The organism is Methylobacterium symbioticum (genome assembly GCF_902141845.1).
In the GTDB taxonomy this organism is placed as follows: Bacteria; Pseudomonadota; Alphaproteobacteria; order Rhizobiales; family Beijerinckiaceae; genus Methylobacterium; species Methylobacterium symbioticum.
Map to the genome: position 1 here is coordinate 22,276 of NZ_CABFPH010000031.1, position 17,651 is coordinate 39,926.

The window sequence follows — 17,651 nt, forward strand, 5'->3', positions numbered from 1 at the left end:
GCGCCCCTTGGCCTCAGAGCGCTCTCCGCTGACGTGGTTGCCGGTTCGGTGACAGAGAGCGGCTCTATGCCTCGCCGCGGGCGACGAGCGCCTCATACTCGGACACCTCCAGGCGGCCTTCCTTGGCGACACGGGCCTTGTCCGCGTCGCTGATCACGTCGCCGGCGAGATCGAGGCGCTTCCAGGCGGCGAGTGGCGTCTCGCGGCCTTCCCGCGGGACATACTTGTTCTGCTCCACCTTGTTGTACTTGTGGATGTAGCGCGGGCAGTTGATCCAGATCTTCGTCACGGCGACGCGAACGAGATACTTGGCCTCGGTGTATTCGGCCATCAGCGGATCGTCGCGCAGGAGGCTGGCCAGACCCTGGACCCGGATCCGGTGCGGGGTCTCGAAATCGATGAAGAGCAGGCCGACCTTGGCCTGACCCTCGATATTGCCCATCGAGTAGAACATGCCGTTGCCGTCGAAGCCGGGGAAGACGAGGGTCGTCTCGTCCACCACCTTCACGAAGCCGGTGCCGCCGCCCTTGTAGGACACGGTCGGCATCCCGTCCGGATCGACGGTGGAGAGGAAGAACATGTCGCGGCTGCCGATGAAGGCGGCCTCGTCCGGCTGGATCGTCTCGTGCACCCAATCGGTGTCCAGACGGTTCGCGAGCTTGACCGTACCGAATTCTTCCTGGAGCGCGCGGTGCGCGTCCGAGTAGAGCGATCCCATCAGCGTGTCCTCCGGGAGCCTCGTTCCATGGGCCCTTGGGCGCGGTTCTAAGCCAAGCTCGCCCCATGAGAAAGGCCGGTCCCGCCTGGCGGAACCGGCCTCGTCGCTTCGGCGCAGGCCGGGCGAAGCCCGGCCTGCCACTCCCGAGGGATCAGTTCTTGGTCTTGTCGACCAGGGCCTTCTCCGAGATCCACGGCATCATGCCGCGGAGCTTGGCGCCGACCTCCTCGATCGGGTGGGCGGCGAGCTTGGCGCGGGTGGCCTTGAACGAGGTCTGGCCGACCTTGTTCTCCAGCATCCAGTTGCGGGTGAAGATGCCCGACTGGATGTCGTTGAGGACGCGCTTCATCTCGGCCTTGGTCTCGGGCGTGACGATGCGCGGGCCGGTGACGTACTCGCCGTACTCGGCGGTGTTCGAGATCGAGTAGTTCATGTTGGCGATGCCGCCCTCGTAGATGAGGTCGACGATCAGCTTCACCTCGTGCAGGCACTCGAAATAGGCCATCTCGGGGGCGTAGCCGGCCTCGACCAGCGTCTCGAAGCCGGCCTTGATCAGCTCGACGAGACCGCCGCAGAGCACGGCCTGCTCGCCGAACAGGTCGGTCTCGCACTCCTCCTTGAAGGTGGTCTCGATGATGCCGGCGCGGCCGCCGCCATTGGCCGAGGCGTAGGACAGGCCGAGGTCATGGGCGTTGCCCGAGGCGTCCTGCGCGATGGCGATCAGGGTCGGCACGCCGCCGCCCTTCAGGTACTCGCCGCGCACGGTGTGGCCGGGGCCCTTCGGGGCGACCATCAGCACGTCGAGGTCCTTGCGCGGCTCGATCAGGTTGAAGTGCACGTTGAGGCCGTGCGCAAACAGGAGCGCGGCGCCCTCCTTCATGTTCTTCTCGAGCGACTCCCTGTAGATGTCGCCCTGCAGCTCGTCGGGGGTGAGCATCATCACCACGTCGCCCCACTTGGCGGCGTCGGCGACGTTCATCACCTTGAAGCCCTGGCCCTCAGCCTTCTTGGCGGTGGCGGAGCCCTCGCGCAGGGCGATGACGATGTCCTTCACGCCGGAATCGCGCAGGTTGAGCGCGTGGGCATGGCCCTGGCTGCCGAAGCCGACGATGACGACCTTCTTGCCCTTGATCAGGTTCAGGTCGGCGTCGCGATCGTAATAGACACGCATGGGAATCGTCCTTTCTCGTCGTTGGTGTTCGTGGTTTCAATCCCGGCCGTACAGGGCCAGGAACTGGTCGACGGCGCGGCCGGCGTCGCGCCGGATCTCGGCCGTGTCGAGGTCGAGCCGGTCGCCGAGCAGGAGCCGGATCTGGATGTCGCGGCCGACCAGACCGAAGAAGGTCCGGAAAGCCGTTTCGCCGTCCTCGAAATCGAGGATCCCCGCCGCGCGGCCGGCCTCGAGAACAGGCTTCACCCGCTCACCGATCGCAAAGCGGCCATTCGCCAGGACGATGCCGCCGAGATTGCTCTTGCCCGAGGCGGCATGGCCGATGGCGATACGGTTGAGGGCGACCGAGGTGCTGCTCGCGATCACCTCCAGCCAGGTCGCCGCGAAGTCCCGCAGGCTCTCGCGGAGCGTCGCGACGTCGAGGGGCTGCACCGCGTAGCGGCCGGCATGGACCCGCGAGGCCTGCCACTGCACCGTCGCGGTGAGCAGGCCGTCGCGATCGCCGAACCACTTGTAGAGCGATTCCTTCGAGCAGCTCGCCCGGCGCGCCACCGCGTCCATGGTGAGCTGATCGCCCTCCTCGACCATCAGCGCCAGCACGGCGTCCAGCACCGCCTGTTGGCGGAGCGAGGGCGCTTCGGAAGCTGTGTCCTGCTGGGCTGCGGAGTTCGGTGGCATCGTCCCGCGATCAGTACCGTACCGTACGGTACGTGCCGATAAAGCGATTCGGCATAGGCGGCAAGGGCCCCCGGGGTCCGAGCGGGATGGCTCGGACCGTTGCACGGCGATCAGCGCGGCAGGTCGAGTCCCTCGCGGGCGAAGACCGCCTGCACGGCCGGTCGCTCGGCCATGGCGCGCGCATGCTCCGTCCAGGCGGGGAAGCGCGCGGCCATGTCGAACCGGCAGGCCGGACCCCGGCCCCAGGTCCAGAACAGCAGCAGGTAGGGATCGACGACGCTGTAACGGCCGCCGACCGCCCAGCCGCCGTTCGAGAGACGGACCTCGGTCATGGTGCAGAGGTCGCCGAAGGTATCGAGCCCTTTGGCCTGGATCTCGGGGAAGGCACTCTCCTCGGCCGTGTAGCGCTCGGGCCTGCGGATATGGGCATAGGTCGGGTGGTGGCTGGTGGAGAGCCAGCACAGCCACTCGTCCGCCACCGCCTGATCGCGCAGATCCTGCGGCCACAGCCCCGCATCCGGATAGGCGCGGGCGACGTGGCGCAGGATGGCGCTGTTCTCGGTGAGCACCCAGTCGCCGGTGACGAGCGCCGGCACCCGGCCGCGCTCGTTCACGGCGAGATAGGCACCCGAGCGCTGATCACCGGCCTGGAGGTTCAGGCGCGCCGTCTCGTAGGGCGCGCCCGTCTCCTCCAGGGCGATGTGCGAGGCCAGCGAGCAGGCTCCGGGGGCATAGTAGAGGGTTGGTGTCGCCATGGCGGCTCCTCCTGGCATCAGCGCGAGCGGCGTGTCGATCCGACCTACAGCGGCTGGGCGCCTCGGCCCATGGCCGCGATGCCGGTGCGGCAGATCTCGACGAGGCCGATCACCGACATCAGGCGCACGAAGCGGTCGATTTCCTCGGTGGTGCCCGTCAGCTCGAAGACGAAGGAGTTGAGCGTCGCGTCGATCGACTTGGCGCCGAAGGCCGCGGCGAGCCGCAGAGCTTCGCTGCGGTGCTCGCCCTGGCCGGCCACCTTCACGAGACAGATCTCGCGCTCGATGGCGTTGCCCTGGAGCGTAAGATCCACGACCCGATGCACGGGCACGAGCCGGTCGAGCTGCGCCTTGATCTGTTCGATCACGGCGTTCGTGCCCGTCGTCACGATGGTGATGCGCGAGAGATGGCGCGCCTCCTCGGTCTCCGAGACGGTTAGGCTCTCGATGTTGTACCCGCGTCCCGAGAACATCCCCGAGATTCGGGCGAGCACACCCGGCTCGTTGTCCACGATCACCGCCAGGGTGTGCCGGTTGACCGCCTCGACCCGGACCGGCTCGGGGTAGTGGGTGTTCATCGCGTTCATGGCCTCGATCGTCTCCCGCTCTCAACCGTCGCGGCCCTGTCCCGGGCCGGCTGTCCTCAGATCCCTACCGTGTCCCGGTCCCGGCCGCTCGCCTGGACCGTCCTGGGGCCGCGTGATATCGGCGCCGCCCATGAATCCCCGACAGCGTGCCCTCCATGCCGTGACCCCGCGCGGACGCATCGGCGTCGAGCTGGGCCCCCTGAACAAGCCGCTGATCCGGCGCGAGGACGGCGAGATCCTCTACGCCGACCACCGCTCCACCGAGGACCTGCGCCGCAAATACGCGGAGCACGACACGGTGGTCGGCGCCGAGGCGAGTCCCATCGTGGAGGTGGACCTCGTCCTCGAGAACCAGTCCCTCCCCGAGGCCCTGGGCCCCCGCGCGCCGGTCGACTACGTCGTGGCGAGCCACGTCCTGGAGCACATCGCCGACCCGGTCGGCTGGCTCGCCGAGATCGCCGGGATCCTGCGCGACGGCGGCGTGCTCTTCCTCGTGGTGCCCGACAAGCGCTTCACCTTCGACTTCTACCGCACCCCCTCGACCACCGGGGACCTCGTCGCCGCCCACCTGACCCGGGCGACGGTCGGCTCCCCCGCCCAGGTCTTCGAGCACGTGGCGCGGGCCGCCGCCGTCGACGTCCCCGCCGTATGGTCCGGCCGCGGCCGGACGCCGGAGCCGATGTTCGACGGCCAGCTCGCCAGCGCCCTGACCCATGCCCGGGGCGTCGCCGAGCACGGCTACTATTTCGACGTGCATTGCACGGTCTACACGCCGGTCAGCTTCCTCGCCGTGTTCCGCGACCTGATCGCCCTCGGGCTGATCCCCTTCGAGATCGCCGAGATCGTTCCGACCCCGCGCAACGCGCTCGAATTCTACGTCACCCTGCGCAAGCGCGAGGGCCTGGACCCCGCCGCGCGGGCCGCGGCGACGCCGCGCCTCGACGCCGCGCACCACGAACTGCCCGAGGGGCCCGTGCGCGGCGCGGGACGGCGCCTCGCCGCGGCCCTGCGCCTGGGCTTCCGGATGCTGCGCACCGGCAGCATCCGCGGGCCCGGGGCGGGACGGCACGGCTGAGCCCCCGCCCAGCCGGTCAGACCAGCATCTTGCCCTCGTCCGAGATGACCTCGCCGAGCTCGACCCCGGTCTCGCCGAGGTAGTCGGACAGCAGCATCTCGTTGTGGGCCTTGCCCGACGGGATCATCGGGAAGCAGTTCTCGGTCTTGTCGACGATGCAGTCGAAGATCACCGGCCCGTCATAGGCCAGCATCTCGGCGATCGCCCCGTCGAGCTCGGCCGGCTTGTCGCAGCGGATGCCCTTGGCGCCGTAGGCCTCGGCCAGCTTCACGAAGTCCGGCAGGCTCTCCGAGTAGCTCTGCGAGTAGCGCGAGCCGTGCAGCAGCTCCTGCCACTGGCGCACCATGCCCATGTACTCGTTGTTCAGGATGAAGATCTTCACCGGCAGCCGGTACTGAACCGCCGTCGAGAGCTCCTGCATGTTCATCAGGATCGAGGCTTCGCCCGCGATGTCGATGACGAGCCCGTCCGGATGGGCGAGCTGCGTGCCGATGGCGGCGGGCAGGCCGTAGCCCATGGTGCCGAGGCCGCCGGAGGTCATCCAGCGGTTCGGCTCGTCGAACTTGAAGTACTGGGCCGCCCACATCTGGTGCTGGCCGACCTCGGTGGTGACGTAGGTCTCGCGGCCCTTGCACGCCTCGTAGAGACGCTGCACCGCGTATTGCGGCTTGATGATCGTCCCCGACGGCCAGTAGGCGAGGCATTCGCGCGCGCGCCAGGTCGCGATCTTGGCGAACCACGGCTCCAGGGTGGCCGCGTCCGGCCGGGACTTCAGGGCACGCCAGCCCGCCAGCATGTCCTCCAGCACCGAGGCGCAATCGCCGACGATGCCGATATCGGCCTTGACGACCTTGTTGATCGAGGAGGCGTCGACGTCGATGTGGATCTTCTTCGAATAGGGCGAGAAGGCATCGAGGCGGCCGGTGATGCGGTCGTCGAAGCGGGCGCCGACGCAGATCATCACGTCGCACTCGTGCATCGCGAGGTTGGCCTCGTAGGTCCCGTGCATGCCGAGCATGCCGAGGAACTTGTCGCTGGAGGCCGGATAGGCGCCGAGACCCATCAGCGTCGAGGTGACCGGGAAGCCCGTCTCCTCGACCAGAGCGCGCAGCAGGCGCGAGGCCTCGGGACCCGAATTGATGACGCCGCCGCCGGTGTAGAAGACCGGCCGGCGGGCCGTGGCCATCAGCTCGACGGCCGCGCGGATCCGCTCCGGATCGCCCTCGACGGCCGGCTTGTAGGTCTTGTGCCGCGCGGAGGACGGCTTCTCATAGAGGCCGGTGGCGAACTGCACGTCCTTCGGCAGGTCGATGACGACCGGGCCCGGCCGGCCATTCTTCGCGACGTAGAACGCCTCGTGCAGGATGCGCGGCAGGTCCTCGATCGATTTCACCAGATAGTTGTGCTTGGTGCAGTGGCGGGTGATGCCGACTGTATCGCATTCCTGGAAGGCATCGGTGCCGATCAGGTGCGTCGGGACCTGGCCGGTGATGCAGACGAGCGGGATCGAGTCCAGCATCGCGTCGGTCAGGCCGGTGACGATGTTGGTGGCGCCGGGACCCGAGGTGACGAGGACGCAGCCGACCTTGCCGGACGAGCGGGCGTAGCCCTCGGCCGCGTGGACGGCGCCCTGCTCGTGGCGCACGAGGATGTGCTTGACCGCGTTCTGGTGGAAGAGCGCGTCGTAGATCGGCAGCACCGCGCCGCCCGGATAGCCGAACAGCGTATCGACACCCTGATCCTGGAAAGCCCGGATGACCATCTCGGCCCCGGTCATGACCTCGCCGCCCATCGTCTTCCTCCTCGTTCTCGCGTCTCGCGTCGGTTGAGTTCAGTGGTGGCCGGGCGCAGGCAACAAAAAAGGGCCCCGATCGGGACCCCGCATGCGCCACCGGCCGGATCGCGACCCCGACTAGGGCCGCCCCGTCAGTGGCGCTTCCGTTACAATAAGGGCCGTGCGCATCGACGCGTGATCCGGAACCGTCTCGAAGGCGGCCCGCACCGCGCGGGACCTGCCTGAAAGTGGCCGGCGTGATAGCGGAGTGCGGACGACCGGTCAACGCCTTGATGACCGGCTGGTCACGAAAACGTCGTGCCGGGCTCGGATGTCGCGCCGGGCCGCGGCGGATGGCGCCGGACCCAGCCGCTCGCCGCGTCGTAGGCGGCGCCGAGTTCAAGGCAGGCGCGTTCGTCGTGGTTGCCGGCCACGATCTGCACGCCCGTGGGCAGGCCCGCGGCCCCGAAGCCGGCCGGGACCGACAGGCTCGGCAGGCCCGACATGGTCACCGGGATCACCGTCTCCATCCAGCGGTGATAGGTGTCCATCTTCCGTCCGCCGACCGTCTCGGGGTAGCGCCAGCCGATCGGGAACGGGAAGACCTGCGCGCTCGGCGCGACGAGGAAGGGGTGGTCCTCCATGAAGGCGAGCAGGGTGCGGTACCAGCGGGTGCGGCCCTCCTGCGCCGCGGTGACCTGATCTGCGCTCAATGCAAGGCCGCGCTCCACCTCCCAGGCGGCCTCCGGCTTCAGCAGGGCGCGCCTGGCCGGATCGTCGTAGAGCGGCCGCAGGCTGGAGGCCGTCATCCAGGCCCTCAGCACCAGCCAGTCCCGCCACAGGGCCTCGAAGTCGAAGCGGGGGCAGGCCTCCTCCACGCTGCAGCCGATCTCGGTGAAGGTCGCGAGGGCGGCGCGACCGAGCTCCAGCACGCCGGGCTCGAAGGGCAGATGCCCGTTCAGGTCGCCGAGCCAGGCGATGCGGGTGCCGCGGAAATCCCGCTCCAGCGGCGCGGCGAAGACGGCCGGATCCTGGCGGTTGGAATAGGGCACGCGCGGATCGTAGCCGGCCTGGACCGAGAGCATCAGGCCGATATCGGCGGGCGAGCGGCCGATGGCGCCGGCCACCGAGAGGCCTGGGCTGAACTGGTCGGCGGCCTCGGTGGGGATGCGGCCGTAGCTGGTGCGCAGGCCGAACAGGTTGTTGAAGGCGGGCGGGTTGCGCAGCGAGCCGGCATGGTCGCTGCCGTCGGCCACGGGCTGCATCCGGAGGGCCACCGCCACCGCGGCCCCGCCGCTGGAGCCGCCGGCGCTGCGCGCCGGGTCGTAGGCATTGCCGGTGGCGCCGTAGACCGGGTTGAAGCTGTGCGAGCCGAGGCCGAATTCCGGGGTGTTGGTCTTGCCGATGAAAACCGCGCCGCTCGCCCGCAGCCGCTCGACCATGATCGAGTCGGTCTGGGCCACGCGGTCGCGGAAGATCGGCGAGCCTTGCGTGAAGGGCAGGCCACGGACGGGGTCGAGATCCTTCACCGCCAGCGGGAAGCCGTGGAGCGGGCCGCGGCTCTCCCCGCGGGCGAGTTCGGCGTCGCGCTGGGCGGCCTGCGCCATCAGCGTCTCGCGCGGCTGCAGGGCCACGATCGCGTTCACGGCCGGGTTCGCCACGGCGATCCGGTCGAGATAGGCGCCCATCACCTCGGTACAGGAGAGTTCGCGCCGGTGGATCAGGCCCGAGAGTGCGACCGCGCCGAGAGTCGTGACGGCGTCCGGTTCCGGCAGGGGCATGGGGGCTCGCGGCGCTGGCGCACCGTGTCGGAAGGGAAGCCGGCAGCCCGGTGCGCATGTGATGGGGGCCGGCGGAGCTTAGCGGAAGGCCGCGCCGCAACAAAGAGGCATACGCCGCGCGCCCGCAGGCGGGCCTCCTATCCGTCCGTGGCTATCCCGCCCGCCCGGACAAGACGAATCCCGGCATCCGCTCGCTGAGGCAGCCGCTCAGCAGCGAAGCGCGACCGGCAGGGGATCGCCGCGGATCCGGATTCAGCTTGGCGTTTTCGGATCCCGTCGCCCTCCCTGCTGTGTGGTCGAGGGGCCGTGTCTGAGATCGATCCTACGAATTTTTAAGACGGCGGCGCCTAGACACGGGGCTGTATCGTCGTGAGGCAGCCCATGGGCCCGTCAGTCGCGAGACGCCCGCGCCGCTGGCATTCCGCGGGCACCGCCTTCCTGTCCGACCGCGACGGGGCTGCCGCGGTCGAATTCGCCCTCGTGGCGGTGCCCTTCCTCGGGCTCAGCGCCGCGATCATCCAGATCGCCTTCCTGATCTGGGCCACGCAGAATTTCGACCGGACCCTGCAGAACGGCGTGCGCGGCCTGCTGACCGGTCAGTTCCAGCTCGCACGCGCGGCGCAGACCAATCCGCCGAACGTGCAGACCGCCCTGCGGGACCAGATCTGCGGTCCCAGCGGCGCACGGATCCTGACCCTGTTCAAATGCGCCGACCTGAAGATCGACGTCACGACCTCGGACAGCTTCTCCGGCTCGAGCGCGGGCACGCCCTTCAATCCGCAGACCGGCACCTGGAACACGAGCTTCGGCAGCAACTACACCTGCCCGAAGCCGGGCACGATCGTAACCGTGACCGCGGCCGTGGAGTTCCCGACCTTCCTCGGTCTGCTCAGCGTGAATTTCCGGACCTTCGGCTCCGGCAGCCATCTTCTGATGTCCACGGCGGTGTTCCGCACGGAACCCTACGAGACCGGCGGCGGAGCCTCGGCATGCGGCACCTGATGGCGCGCCGGGCGCGGCCGGGCGCCGGCCGGATGCGGGCGATCCTCGCCGCTCGCCGCTTCCGCGCGGCCCAGGGCGGCATCGCGGCGGTCGAGTTCGCGATCGTGCTGCCGATCCTGCTCACGATCCTCGTCGGGCTGTCGGAATACGCGCACGCCATCGACACGTGGCGCAAGCTGACGCTGCTCGCGCGCACGGTGTCGGACATGACCGCGCAGGGGGACACGCAGAACCCGATCAGCACGACTTTGGTGAGCGACATCCTCGCCTCGTCGACGGCGGTGATGCGGCCTCTCGACGCTAGCACGGTGAAGATCGTGGTGAGCGCCATGGGCGTGACCCTGACCGGTGCCACGCTCATCCCGAAGGTCTGCTCTAGCGTCGCCAACGCGAACGCGGTGAAGCGCACGGTCGGCCTGCCGAACGACCTCACCGTACCGGCCGGCTTCCAGACGGCGGGCATGCGCTACGTGCTCACCGAGGTCAGCATGGCCTACCGGCCGATGATCGGCAGCGCCCTCGTCAAGATCTTCGGCAGCACCGCCGGCACGGTCACCCTGAAGGCCAGCTTTCCCTGGCCGACCCGCGGCGGCGCGAAAGTCGCGCCCAACATCTACACCGAGGTGATCCTGCCGGATCCCGACGCGAAGAACGCCAAGCCATGCTGAGCTCCCTCCTCCGCCGCGCGGCGGTCCACGGCCGGCTCCGCCTCGGCGCGCGCCGCGTTCGCACCGCCTGGGCCGGCTTCGGCGGCGCGCGGTCCGGCAACGTGGTGATCCTGTTCGCCTTCCTGCTCCTGCCGATCCTGGGCCTCACCGGCGCGGCGATCGACTACGGCATGGCGACCCGGCTCGAGACCAAGCTGCAGGCGGCCACCGACGCGACGGCGCTCGCCCTGTGCCAGACCCCCAGCGCGACCACCACGGCTGCGCTGCAGACGCAGGCCGTCGCCATGATGACCGGCTACATGGGCGCGACGGTCACGGTGGATCCCCTCGCCGTCACCACGAACCCGCGCCAGATCACGCTGACCACGCACATTCCCTCGGTGGCCCTGGTCGGCAAGTTCACGGGCGTCAACGTGATCCGCCCGCACGCGGTCGCCCGCTGCGCGACGCCCCTGCCGAAGACGTTCGAGATCGCCCTCGTCCTCGACAATACCGGCTCGATGGACATCTCGGACGGCACGCAAACGAAGATGCAGGCCCTGAAGACGGCCGCGTCGAACTTCGTCGATTACGTCTCCAAGAGCGATTCCTTCGCGACGGGGACGCGGATCTCGATCGTGCCGTTCGCGGGTGCGGTCGCGCTGCCGCCCGCGAAGTACGCGTCCGCCGCCTTCGTCGATCTCGCGGCCAAGTCGCGCTACCACTGGACGAACGTCTCCGGCGCCACGGCGGCGGGCTTCACCAACCGCTTCGGCATCTTCAACAAGCTCAAGCTCGCCTATTCCGGCTGGGATTGGGCCGGCTGTTTCGAGACCCTGCCCTACCCGCTCAACGTGCAGGACATGGCCCCCGTGGCCACGAATCCGGATTCCTACTACGTGCCGCTCTTTGCGCCGGACGAGGCCGGGGACGGCACCGCCTACGCGTTCTGGTACGATTATTCGAACCGGATCGCGTCCTACAACAGCTACATCGACGATTATCACACCGCGGGCGGCTGCGCCGCGAAGTCCGACACCTACGCCAATCTCGAGAGCCGTGCCTGCAAGTATGTCTCACCCCGCGACGCGAGCCCTTATGCGGGGAGCGGCACCAGCGTGCCGAACGGCCCGAATTACGGCTGTACGACGAAGCCCCTCCTCACGCTCACCACGACCAGCACGGCCACCGGCGTCACCACGCTCAAATCCCTGATCACCAGCATGGCGCCGCTTGGCTCGACGAATATCCACGAAGGCTTCATGTGGGGCTGGCGGACCCTGTCGCCGGTCAGCGTCTTCGCGAGCGACCCGAACAGCACCCCGCCCTCGGCCTACGGCAGCAGCAGCAGTTCGAGCGCCAACACCGTCAACAAGATCATCATCCTGATGACCGACGGTGAGAATTCTTGGCCCGTGCTCGATTCGAGCCAGAGCAACCCCAACAAGTCGCAATACTTCGCGATGGGCTACCTCAAGAATTCGGCCGACGGCTCGGACCCGAACTCGCGCCTGCCGACGACCAACCAGAACGTCTCCAACGGGACGAACGCCCGCGCCGCCCTCGACGCGCTCACCCTGCAGGGCTGCACCAACGCGAAGGCTGCCGGCATCTCGATCTACACGATCGGGTTCAGCATCCAGAACGATCCGATCGACCAGCAGGGGCTGAGCCTGCTCAGCGCCTGCGCCTCCGCCGCGAACCAGTTCTTCGTGGCCAACGATTCGAGCGGGCTGATCAACGCCTTCAACCAGATCGCCGCGAGCATCGGCACGCTCCGGCTCACCCAGTAGCGCCCTCCGCCCGCCAGGCGGAGGCGTGGTAGACGAAGCGCTCGCCCTCGCCGGCGAGCGCCGCGAGGCCGTTGAAGGCCGGATCCTCCACGGTGATCACGCTCGTCGGGATCGCCTTCATCATGGCGGCGAAGGGATCCTTGTCCTCGAAGGCGGCCCGGAAATCGCCCTCCTGCAGCACCTTCAGGATCCGCGGGGCGATGCCGCCGCCGATATAGACGCCGCCGGTCGCCAGGAAGGTCAGCGCGAGGTTGCCGCAGACCCGGCCGAGCAGGCGGCCGAACAGCGCGAGCGCCTCGGCCGCGTGCGGGTCGCTGGCGTTCAGACCCGCTTCCGTGACCGCGGCCGGGTCGATCCGCTCGGCCTCCTCACCTGTGCGGAGGTGGCGCAGGGCCGCGTGCAAGCGCGCCAGCCCGGGTCCGGACAGCATGGTCTCGACGGTGATGCGCCCCTCCGAGCGCTCGAGCACGCGCCAGATCCTCTCCTCGTCGCGGCCGACCGGACCGAGATCGGTGTGGCCGGCCTCCGTCGAGACGATGGCGCAATGGTCGCCGTAGGGGATGAGGGCCGCCGCCCCGAAGCCGGTGCCAGGCCCGAGCACCACGCGGGCGCCCGCCGGCGGCTCGGGCGGGGGATCGAGACGCGGCCCGACCGGGGTCAGGTCGGTCGGGCGGATCCCGGCGGCGCCGGCCGCCACCGGCACGTAGTCGTTCACCACGACCGCGCTGACGAGGCCGAAATCGGCGGCGATCCGCTTCGGAGAGACCAGCCAGGGCGCGTTGGTGAGCTGGATCTCCGGGCCGTCGACCCGTCCCGCGATGGCGAGCACCGCCGAGCGGGGCGGCGGCGCGCCGATGGCCTCCAACCCCTTGGCCAGTGCCGTCCGGATCGCGCTCGACGGGTCGGGATGGCCGCCGGTCGGCTCGTGCGACAGGGGTCGGGGCTGCGCACCCCGCTCCATCACCAGGGCGAAGCGGGCATTGGTGCCGCCGATATCGCCGACGAGAACCGGGAATTCGAACATGCGGGCGCGCTCTCCTTCATCGATGGGGAGGGTCTGGTGCCGCCGGGGCTCCCGTCAAGGCCGAGCCGGTTGCTCGGACCGGTCCGCCGGTCAGGCCGGCGGCAGCGCGTCGGGCTCGATCGGCGCGCCGTCCGCCCAGGCGCGCAGAAGGGCGCGCACGGCCTCCGGGTCCGCGAGGCGGCGGGGCGCGGCCGTCTCGCCTGGCCCCACCCGGACCGAGACGCCGCCATCGGCGTTCACGCTGGCGAAGGCGATCTCGTCGGTGCGGTCGTCGCCGAGGAAGACGGGACGCAGGCCGGCATAGGGCGCGGCCTCCAGGAAGCCGCGGATGGCATGGCCCTTGGTCGCCGAGGCCGGCACGATCTCGCCGACCGCCTTGCCGAGTTGAAGACGATAGGCCTGCCCGAGCGCGGCGGCGGAGGCCTTCACGGCCTCCTCGGCCCGCGCGGCGTCCTCCGCGCTCGCGAGGCGCCAATGCACGGCGACCGAGGCGCCCTTGTCCTCGATCAGCACGGCGTCGAGATCGGCGACGCGGTGCTGGAGCCGGGGCACCTCGGCGCGCAGGTCCGGATGGTCCTCCGGGCGCCCCCCGGCGAGCGCTCCGTCCACGCGCCGCTCGACCCCGTGCAGGCCGGCGACATCGAACCGGGCGGGCGCCAGGAAATCGTCGATGACGCCGACGGGCCGCCCCGTGACGATGGCGAGCGCTCCGCCGAGCCGGCTGCGCAGGCGCTCCAGCGTCGGCACGAGGTCGGGATCGACCTGCACCGCGTCCGGCCGCGGCGCGATCTCGACGAGGGTGCCGTCGAAATCGAGGAACAGGGCGATGCTCACCGCGCGCACTCCGGGCAGAAGGGCCCGATGCTCGTTCCGAACAGGGTTCGCGCCCGGGATCGATCCGGGCTAGCACGCGCGCCCGAACCCGGCAAACCGCCCTCGGCGAGGCGGCGCGCCTCCGCTATAGAGCGGGTCACGCTACGGGGATGGACGGGATGCAGGATCACGCGGACGCGGCGGCCTCGGGTTTCTGCCCCGAGCGGCTGGAGCGCATCGACGGCTGGATGCGCCGGCTCGTGGAGACGGGGCGGCTCGCCGGCCTCTCGGTGACGGTTGCGCGGCGCGGACGCACGGCCTTCTCCCGCGCCCACGGCCTCGCAGACCTCGCGCGGGCCAAGCCCTTCACGCCCGAGACCGTGACGCGAATCTACTCGATGACGAAGCCGCTCACCTCGGTGGCGGTCATGCAGCTCTACGAGGAGGGCCGCTTCCAGCTCGACGATCCGATCGCGCGCTTCCTGCCGGACTTCGCCGAGATGCGGGTGGCGACCGGCGGCAACCGGGCGAAGATCGAGACCGAGCCGGCGCGTCGGGCCATCACATGGCGCGACCTCCTCACCCATACGGCGGGGCTCACCTACGGCTTCATGGAAGCGACGCTCGTCGACGCGCTCTACCGGCTCAAGGGCGCGGATTACCTCCGGCCCGACGCGACGTTGGCCGAGGTGACGCGCACGGTGGCCTCCCTGCCGCTCCTGGCGCAGCCGGGTACGGCCTGGAACTACAGTGTGGCCACCGACGTGCTCGGACGCCTCGTCGAGGCGGTCTCCGGCATGGACTTCGCCGACTATCTCCGCGAGCGGGTGATCCGGCCGCTGGGCATGGTGGATACCGATTTCCACGTTCGGCCCGAGAACCTCGACCGCTTCGCCGCCTGCTACGTCTACGACGCCGAGCGCCGGCTGAAGCTCTACGACGATTCGGCCGAGACCGCCTTCGCGCGTCCGCCCGCCATCGCGTCGGGCGGCGGCGGTCTCGTCTCGACGGCCCGCGACTATCAGCGCTTCTGCCGCTTCATCCTGAACGGGGGCGTCCTCGACGGGGTGCGCCTCCTCGGGCGCAAGACGGTTGCGCTGATGCTCGCCAACCATCTGCGCGGGGACCTCGCCGCCATGGGCACGCCGCGCTTCGCCGAGACCTCCTACGACGGGATCGGCTTCGGCCTCGGTTTCTCAGTGATGCTGGATCCGGCGCGCGCCCAGATCATCGGGACGCCCGGCGAGGTTGCGTGGGGCGGCCTCGCCTCGACCGCCTTCTGGATCGACCCCGCCGAGGATCTCTCAGTGGTGCTGCTGACGCAGCTCATCCCCTCCTCGGCCCTGCCGATTCGCAAGGAGCTGCGGGTGATGACCTACGCCGCGCTGGTGGACTGAGCGTCGCGGCATCCCGAAGGAGGTGTCCCTTCGGCAGGGCGCCGGGGCAGAGCCCCGGCACAGTCTTGGTTCCCTTACTGGGCCGCGGGCTTCGGCGCGGCGGGCTTTGCCGGAGCGGGAGCGGGCTTCGGCGCTGCGGCGGCAGCCGGGCCGGCCGAGCCGGTGGCGGCAGGCTTCTGCGGCAGCCATTCCGGATCCGAGCGCGGACCGCCGGGGGTGTTCGTGGCGGCGGTGAGCTGGCCGGGCAGCACGTCCGTGACCTTGTTCCAGGTCTGCGACTTGCAGAGGAAGGCGATCAGGCAGCCGCGCACGGTCAGCTCGCCCGGCTCCTCGGTCCAGATCGTCACGTCGTAGGACTTGCCGTCCTCGGAATTGTAGATCTTGCCCTCGTAGCGGGCATCGGCGTTCGGCTTGAGGCCGAGGATGAGCTGGTGGCCGAGGGAGGGCCGGGTCTGCTTCTTCGGATCCGGGTTCTTGAAGTCGACCCGGGGCTGGTTCTTGTCGTTGAGGGGAACCTTCAGCCAGACCACGTAGCCGCAGAGGTTCTTCTCGGCGGGGCCGCACTTCTCCAGACGGATGCGGGCGCGCCCGTCCTCGGTCAGGTAGGTGCCGCTCGGATCGGTCGGCGTCGCCGCCTGCGCTGCGCCGGCAAACCCCGCGAGGGCGACCAGCGGCAGGGCCATGCGGGCGGCAACGGACCGTACCCGCGCACCGGCCGCGATCAGTCGAAACGTCATGCCTTCACTCCCATGCGCCGGGCTCGCACCCGGCTCCGAGGCGGCCTCTGGCCGGCCGCCCGTCAGCAATGTGCAGGGCCATCCGGCGCTCCCGGCGCTCCGGCTGCCTCTCGGCCCCGCAATCTTCTCCGATATTGACCGCATCATGACGGCCACAGCATCGTGAGCCTGACGGAGCGGGCGCCTTCCGCTATGGCGGTGCGCCCAAGCCGCCGCACCCCGCCCGCATGATCGTCCGTCCCCGCCCGAATCTCCTCGCGATCCTGTTCACCCTGCGCGGCTCGATCCTGCCGCAGGTGGCGCCGACGGTGACGGGGCTCGCGGCCTTCGCCTGCCTCGTCGTGGTCGCCGAGCAGCGCTGGCCGGAGGCCTTCCCGGTCACGGCGGGGATCGGGCCCTTCACCCTCATCGGCCTCGCGCTGTCGATCTTCCTGAGCTTTCGCAACAATTCCTGTTACGAGCGCTGGTGGGAGGGCCGCAAGGCCTGGGGTGCCCTCGTCGTCGAAGCGCGCGGCCTTGCCCGCACCCTCGGCGCCCTGCTGCCGGACGAAGCGGATGCCACCCTGCGCCGGCGATCCCTGCGCCGGGTTGCAGGCTTCGCCAACGGCCTGCATGCCCGTCTGCGCGGCGGCGACGAGGCGGCGGCGATCGCGCCGTGGCAGCCGCCGGGCGAGACACCGCGGGCCTTCAGCCCCACCGACGGCGTGCTCGCCGCCCTGACGGTGGATCTCGCCGAGGCGATGCGCGCCGGCCGGCTCAGCGACGTGACCTTTGCCCTGCTGGAGCGCAAGATCGCCGATCTCTCGGCGATCCACACCACCTGCGAGCGCATCCAGGCGACGCCCCTCCCCTTCGCCTACACGCTGCTCCTCTACCGCACCGCCTGGCTCTACTGCCTGTTCCTGCCGATCGGCCTGTCCGGCTCTCTCGGCTGGGCGACGCCCCCGGCGGTGGCGCTCGTCGCCTACACCTTCTTCGGCCTCGACGCGCTCGGCGACGAGCTGGAGGAACCCTTCGGCCTGGAGCCGAACGACCTGCCCCTCGATGCGATGCTGCGCGTGGTCGAGCGCATCGTCTGCGACGCCCTCGGCGAGCCGCTGCCGGAGCCGGTGGAGCCCAAGGACTACCTGCTGCGCTGAGGACGGGTTCAAATCCGCGTCGGCTCGGAGGTCGCGCCCTGGCCGAGATCGCGCTGCATCAGCAGCGTGTCGAGCCAGCGCCCGTGCTTGAAGCCCACAGCCGTGAGGCGGCCGGCCTGGACGAAGCCGAACCGGGCATGGAGCGCGACCGAGGCCTCGGAGCCCGGATGCGCGATCACCGCGACGAGCTGGCGCGCGTCGAGCCGCGCGCAGGCCGCGATGAGGGCTTCGAGCAGCGCCCCGCCGACCCCCCGTCCCTGCGCTTCGGGCGCCACGTAGATCGAGGTCTCGAGCGTCGAGCGGTAGGCGGCCCGCATCCGGTACAGCCCGGCATAGGCGTAGCCGAGAAGGCCGTCCGGCCCCTCGGCCGCCAGCCAGGGCAGGCCCGCGGCCTGCAACTCGGCGAGGCGCCCCCGCATCTCATCCTCCGAGGGCGGCAGCGTCTCGAAGGTCGCGGTCCCATGCAGCACGGCATGCGCGTAGATCCGAGCGATGGCGGAGGCATCGGCGGCGGAGGCCGGGCGCAGGATGAGGCTCATCCGCTCAGTCTCGCCGCGCCG

General features: G+C 70.0%; 17 protein-coding genes. 6 read left to right on the forward strand and 11 right to left on the reverse strand.

What is annotated here, in order from left to right; genetic code table 11:
• Positions 1–64: 64 nt before the first annotated feature.
• The 5 genes from MET9862_RS12600 to ilvN all read right to left on the reverse strand — a co-directional run bounded on the left by MET9862_RS12600 (position 65) and on the right by ilvN (position 3,909).
• Positions 65–718, reverse strand: a complete 654-nt coding sequence (locus MET9862_RS12600) for a pyridoxamine 5'-phosphate oxidase family protein (RefSeq protein WP_142583304.1) — start codon at positions 716–718, stop codon at positions 65–67.
• A 151-nt stretch (positions 719–869) separates the two neighbouring features.
• Positions 870–1,889 (reverse strand): ketol-acid reductoisomerase, encoded by a 1,020-nt coding sequence (gene ilvC / locus MET9862_RS12605; protein WP_142583305.1) that lies wholly within the window; start codon positions 1,887–1,889, stop codon positions 870–872.
• A 36-nt stretch (positions 1,890–1,925) separates the two neighbouring features.
• The gene (locus MET9862_RS12610) at positions 1,926–2,567 is read right to left on the reverse strand and encodes a TetR/AcrR family transcriptional regulator (RefSeq protein WP_142583306.1); all 642 of its coding nucleotides are present in this window, start codon (positions 2,565–2,567) and stop codon (positions 1,926–1,928) included.
• Between the two features lie 110 nt (positions 2,568–2,677).
• Positions 2,678–3,322, reverse strand: coding sequence for a glutathione S-transferase family protein (locus tag MET9862_RS12615; RefSeq protein ID WP_142583307.1), 645 nt, complete (start codon positions 3,320–3,322; stop codon positions 2,678–2,680).
• A 44-nt stretch (positions 3,323–3,366) separates the two neighbouring features.
• On the reverse strand, positions 3,367–3,909 hold the full coding sequence (gene ilvN / locus MET9862_RS12620) for an acetolactate synthase small subunit (RefSeq protein WP_142583308.1): 543 nt from the start codon (positions 3,907–3,909) through the stop codon (positions 3,367–3,369).
• A 130-nt stretch (positions 3,910–4,039) separates the two neighbouring features.
• Here ilvN and MET9862_RS12625 point away from each other — a divergent pair, with 130 nt between their 5' ends.
• Positions 4,040–4,984 carry a methyltransferase domain-containing protein gene (locus MET9862_RS12625; RefSeq protein WP_185156849.1) on the forward strand — a complete coding sequence of 315 codons (945 nt, stop codon included), beginning with the start codon at positions 4,040–4,042 and terminating at the stop codon, positions 4,982–4,984.
• A 16-nt stretch (positions 4,985–5,000) separates the two neighbouring features.
• Here the strand turns inward: MET9862_RS12625 and MET9862_RS12630 are convergent, their stop codons facing one another.
• Positions 5,001–6,776, reverse strand: coding sequence for an acetolactate synthase 3 large subunit (locus tag MET9862_RS12630; protein WP_142583310.1), 1,776 nt, complete (start codon positions 6,774–6,776; stop codon positions 5,001–5,003).
• 287 nt (positions 6,777–7,063) lie between these two features.
• Positions 7,064–8,539, reverse strand: a complete 1,476-nt coding sequence (locus tag MET9862_RS12635; RefSeq protein WP_142583311.1) for an amidase — start codon at positions 8,537–8,539, stop codon at positions 7,064–7,066.
• Positions 8,540–8,920: 381 nt separating this feature from the next.
• Between MET9862_RS12635 and MET9862_RS12640 the strand changes: the two genes are divergently transcribed.
• Genes MET9862_RS12640 through MET9862_RS12650 form a run of 3 tightly spaced genes read left to right on the forward strand, consistent with a single transcriptional unit; the run spans position 8,921 to position 11,981 of the window.
• Entirely contained in the window at positions 8,921–9,541 is a 621-nt protein-coding gene (locus tag MET9862_RS12640) for a TadE/TadG family type IV pilus assembly protein (protein WP_142583312.1), read from the forward strand.
• A complete protein-coding gene (locus tag MET9862_RS12645; RefSeq protein WP_244612694.1) occupies positions 9,529–10,209 on the forward strand; it encodes a TadE/TadG family type IV pilus assembly protein in 681 nt (226 codons plus the stop codon). Before MET9862_RS12640 ends, MET9862_RS12645 begins: the two co-directional genes overlap by 13 nt.
• Positions 10,203–11,981 (forward strand): TadE/TadG family type IV pilus assembly protein, encoded by a 1,779-nt coding sequence (locus MET9862_RS12650; protein WP_142583313.1) that lies wholly within the window; start codon positions 10,203–10,205, stop codon positions 11,979–11,981. Before MET9862_RS12645 ends, MET9862_RS12650 begins: the two co-directional genes overlap by 7 nt.
• Here the strand turns inward: MET9862_RS12650 and MET9862_RS12655 are convergent.
• Both MET9862_RS12655 and otsB read right to left on the reverse strand, forming a co-directional pair.
• Positions 11,971–13,005 (reverse strand): glucokinase, encoded by a 1,035-nt coding sequence (locus MET9862_RS12655; protein WP_142583314.1) that lies wholly within the window; start codon positions 13,003–13,005, stop codon positions 11,971–11,973. The genes MET9862_RS12650 and MET9862_RS12655 overlap by 11 nt on opposite strands.
• 90 nt (positions 13,006–13,095) lie before the next feature.
• Positions 13,096–13,839, reverse strand: a complete 744-nt coding sequence (otsB, locus tag MET9862_RS12660) for a trehalose-phosphatase (RefSeq protein ID WP_142583315.1) — start codon at positions 13,837–13,839, stop codon at positions 13,096–13,098.
• A 158-nt stretch (positions 13,840–13,997) separates the two neighbouring features.
• Between otsB and MET9862_RS12665 the strand changes: the two genes are divergently transcribed.
• On the forward strand, positions 13,998–15,215 hold the full coding sequence (locus tag MET9862_RS12665; RefSeq protein WP_142583316.1) for a serine hydrolase domain-containing protein: 1,218 nt from the start codon (positions 13,998–14,000) through the stop codon (positions 15,213–15,215).
• A gap of 74 nt (positions 15,216–15,289) precedes the next feature.
• Here MET9862_RS12665 and MET9862_RS12670 read toward each other — a convergent pair whose 3' ends face one another.
• Positions 15,290–15,952, reverse strand: a complete 663-nt coding sequence (locus MET9862_RS12670; RefSeq protein ID WP_142583317.1) for a DUF2147 domain-containing protein — start codon at positions 15,950–15,952, stop codon at positions 15,290–15,292.
• Positions 15,953–16,179: 227 nt separating this feature from the next.
• Here MET9862_RS12670 and MET9862_RS12675 point away from each other — a divergent pair, with 227 nt between their 5' ends.
• Positions 16,180–17,091 carry a bestrophin family protein gene (locus MET9862_RS12675; protein ID WP_142583318.1) on the forward strand — a complete coding sequence of 304 codons (912 nt, stop codon included), beginning with the start codon at positions 16,180–16,182 and terminating at the stop codon, positions 17,089–17,091.
• A gap of 8 nt (positions 17,092–17,099) precedes the next feature.
• Here MET9862_RS12675 and MET9862_RS12680 read toward each other — a convergent pair whose 3' ends face one another.
• Complete coding sequence (locus MET9862_RS12680; RefSeq protein ID WP_142583319.1) at positions 17,100–17,630, reverse strand: GNAT family N-acetyltransferase; 531 nt, start codon at positions 17,628–17,630, stop codon at positions 17,100–17,102.
• Positions 17,631–17,651 lie beyond the last annotated feature (21 nt).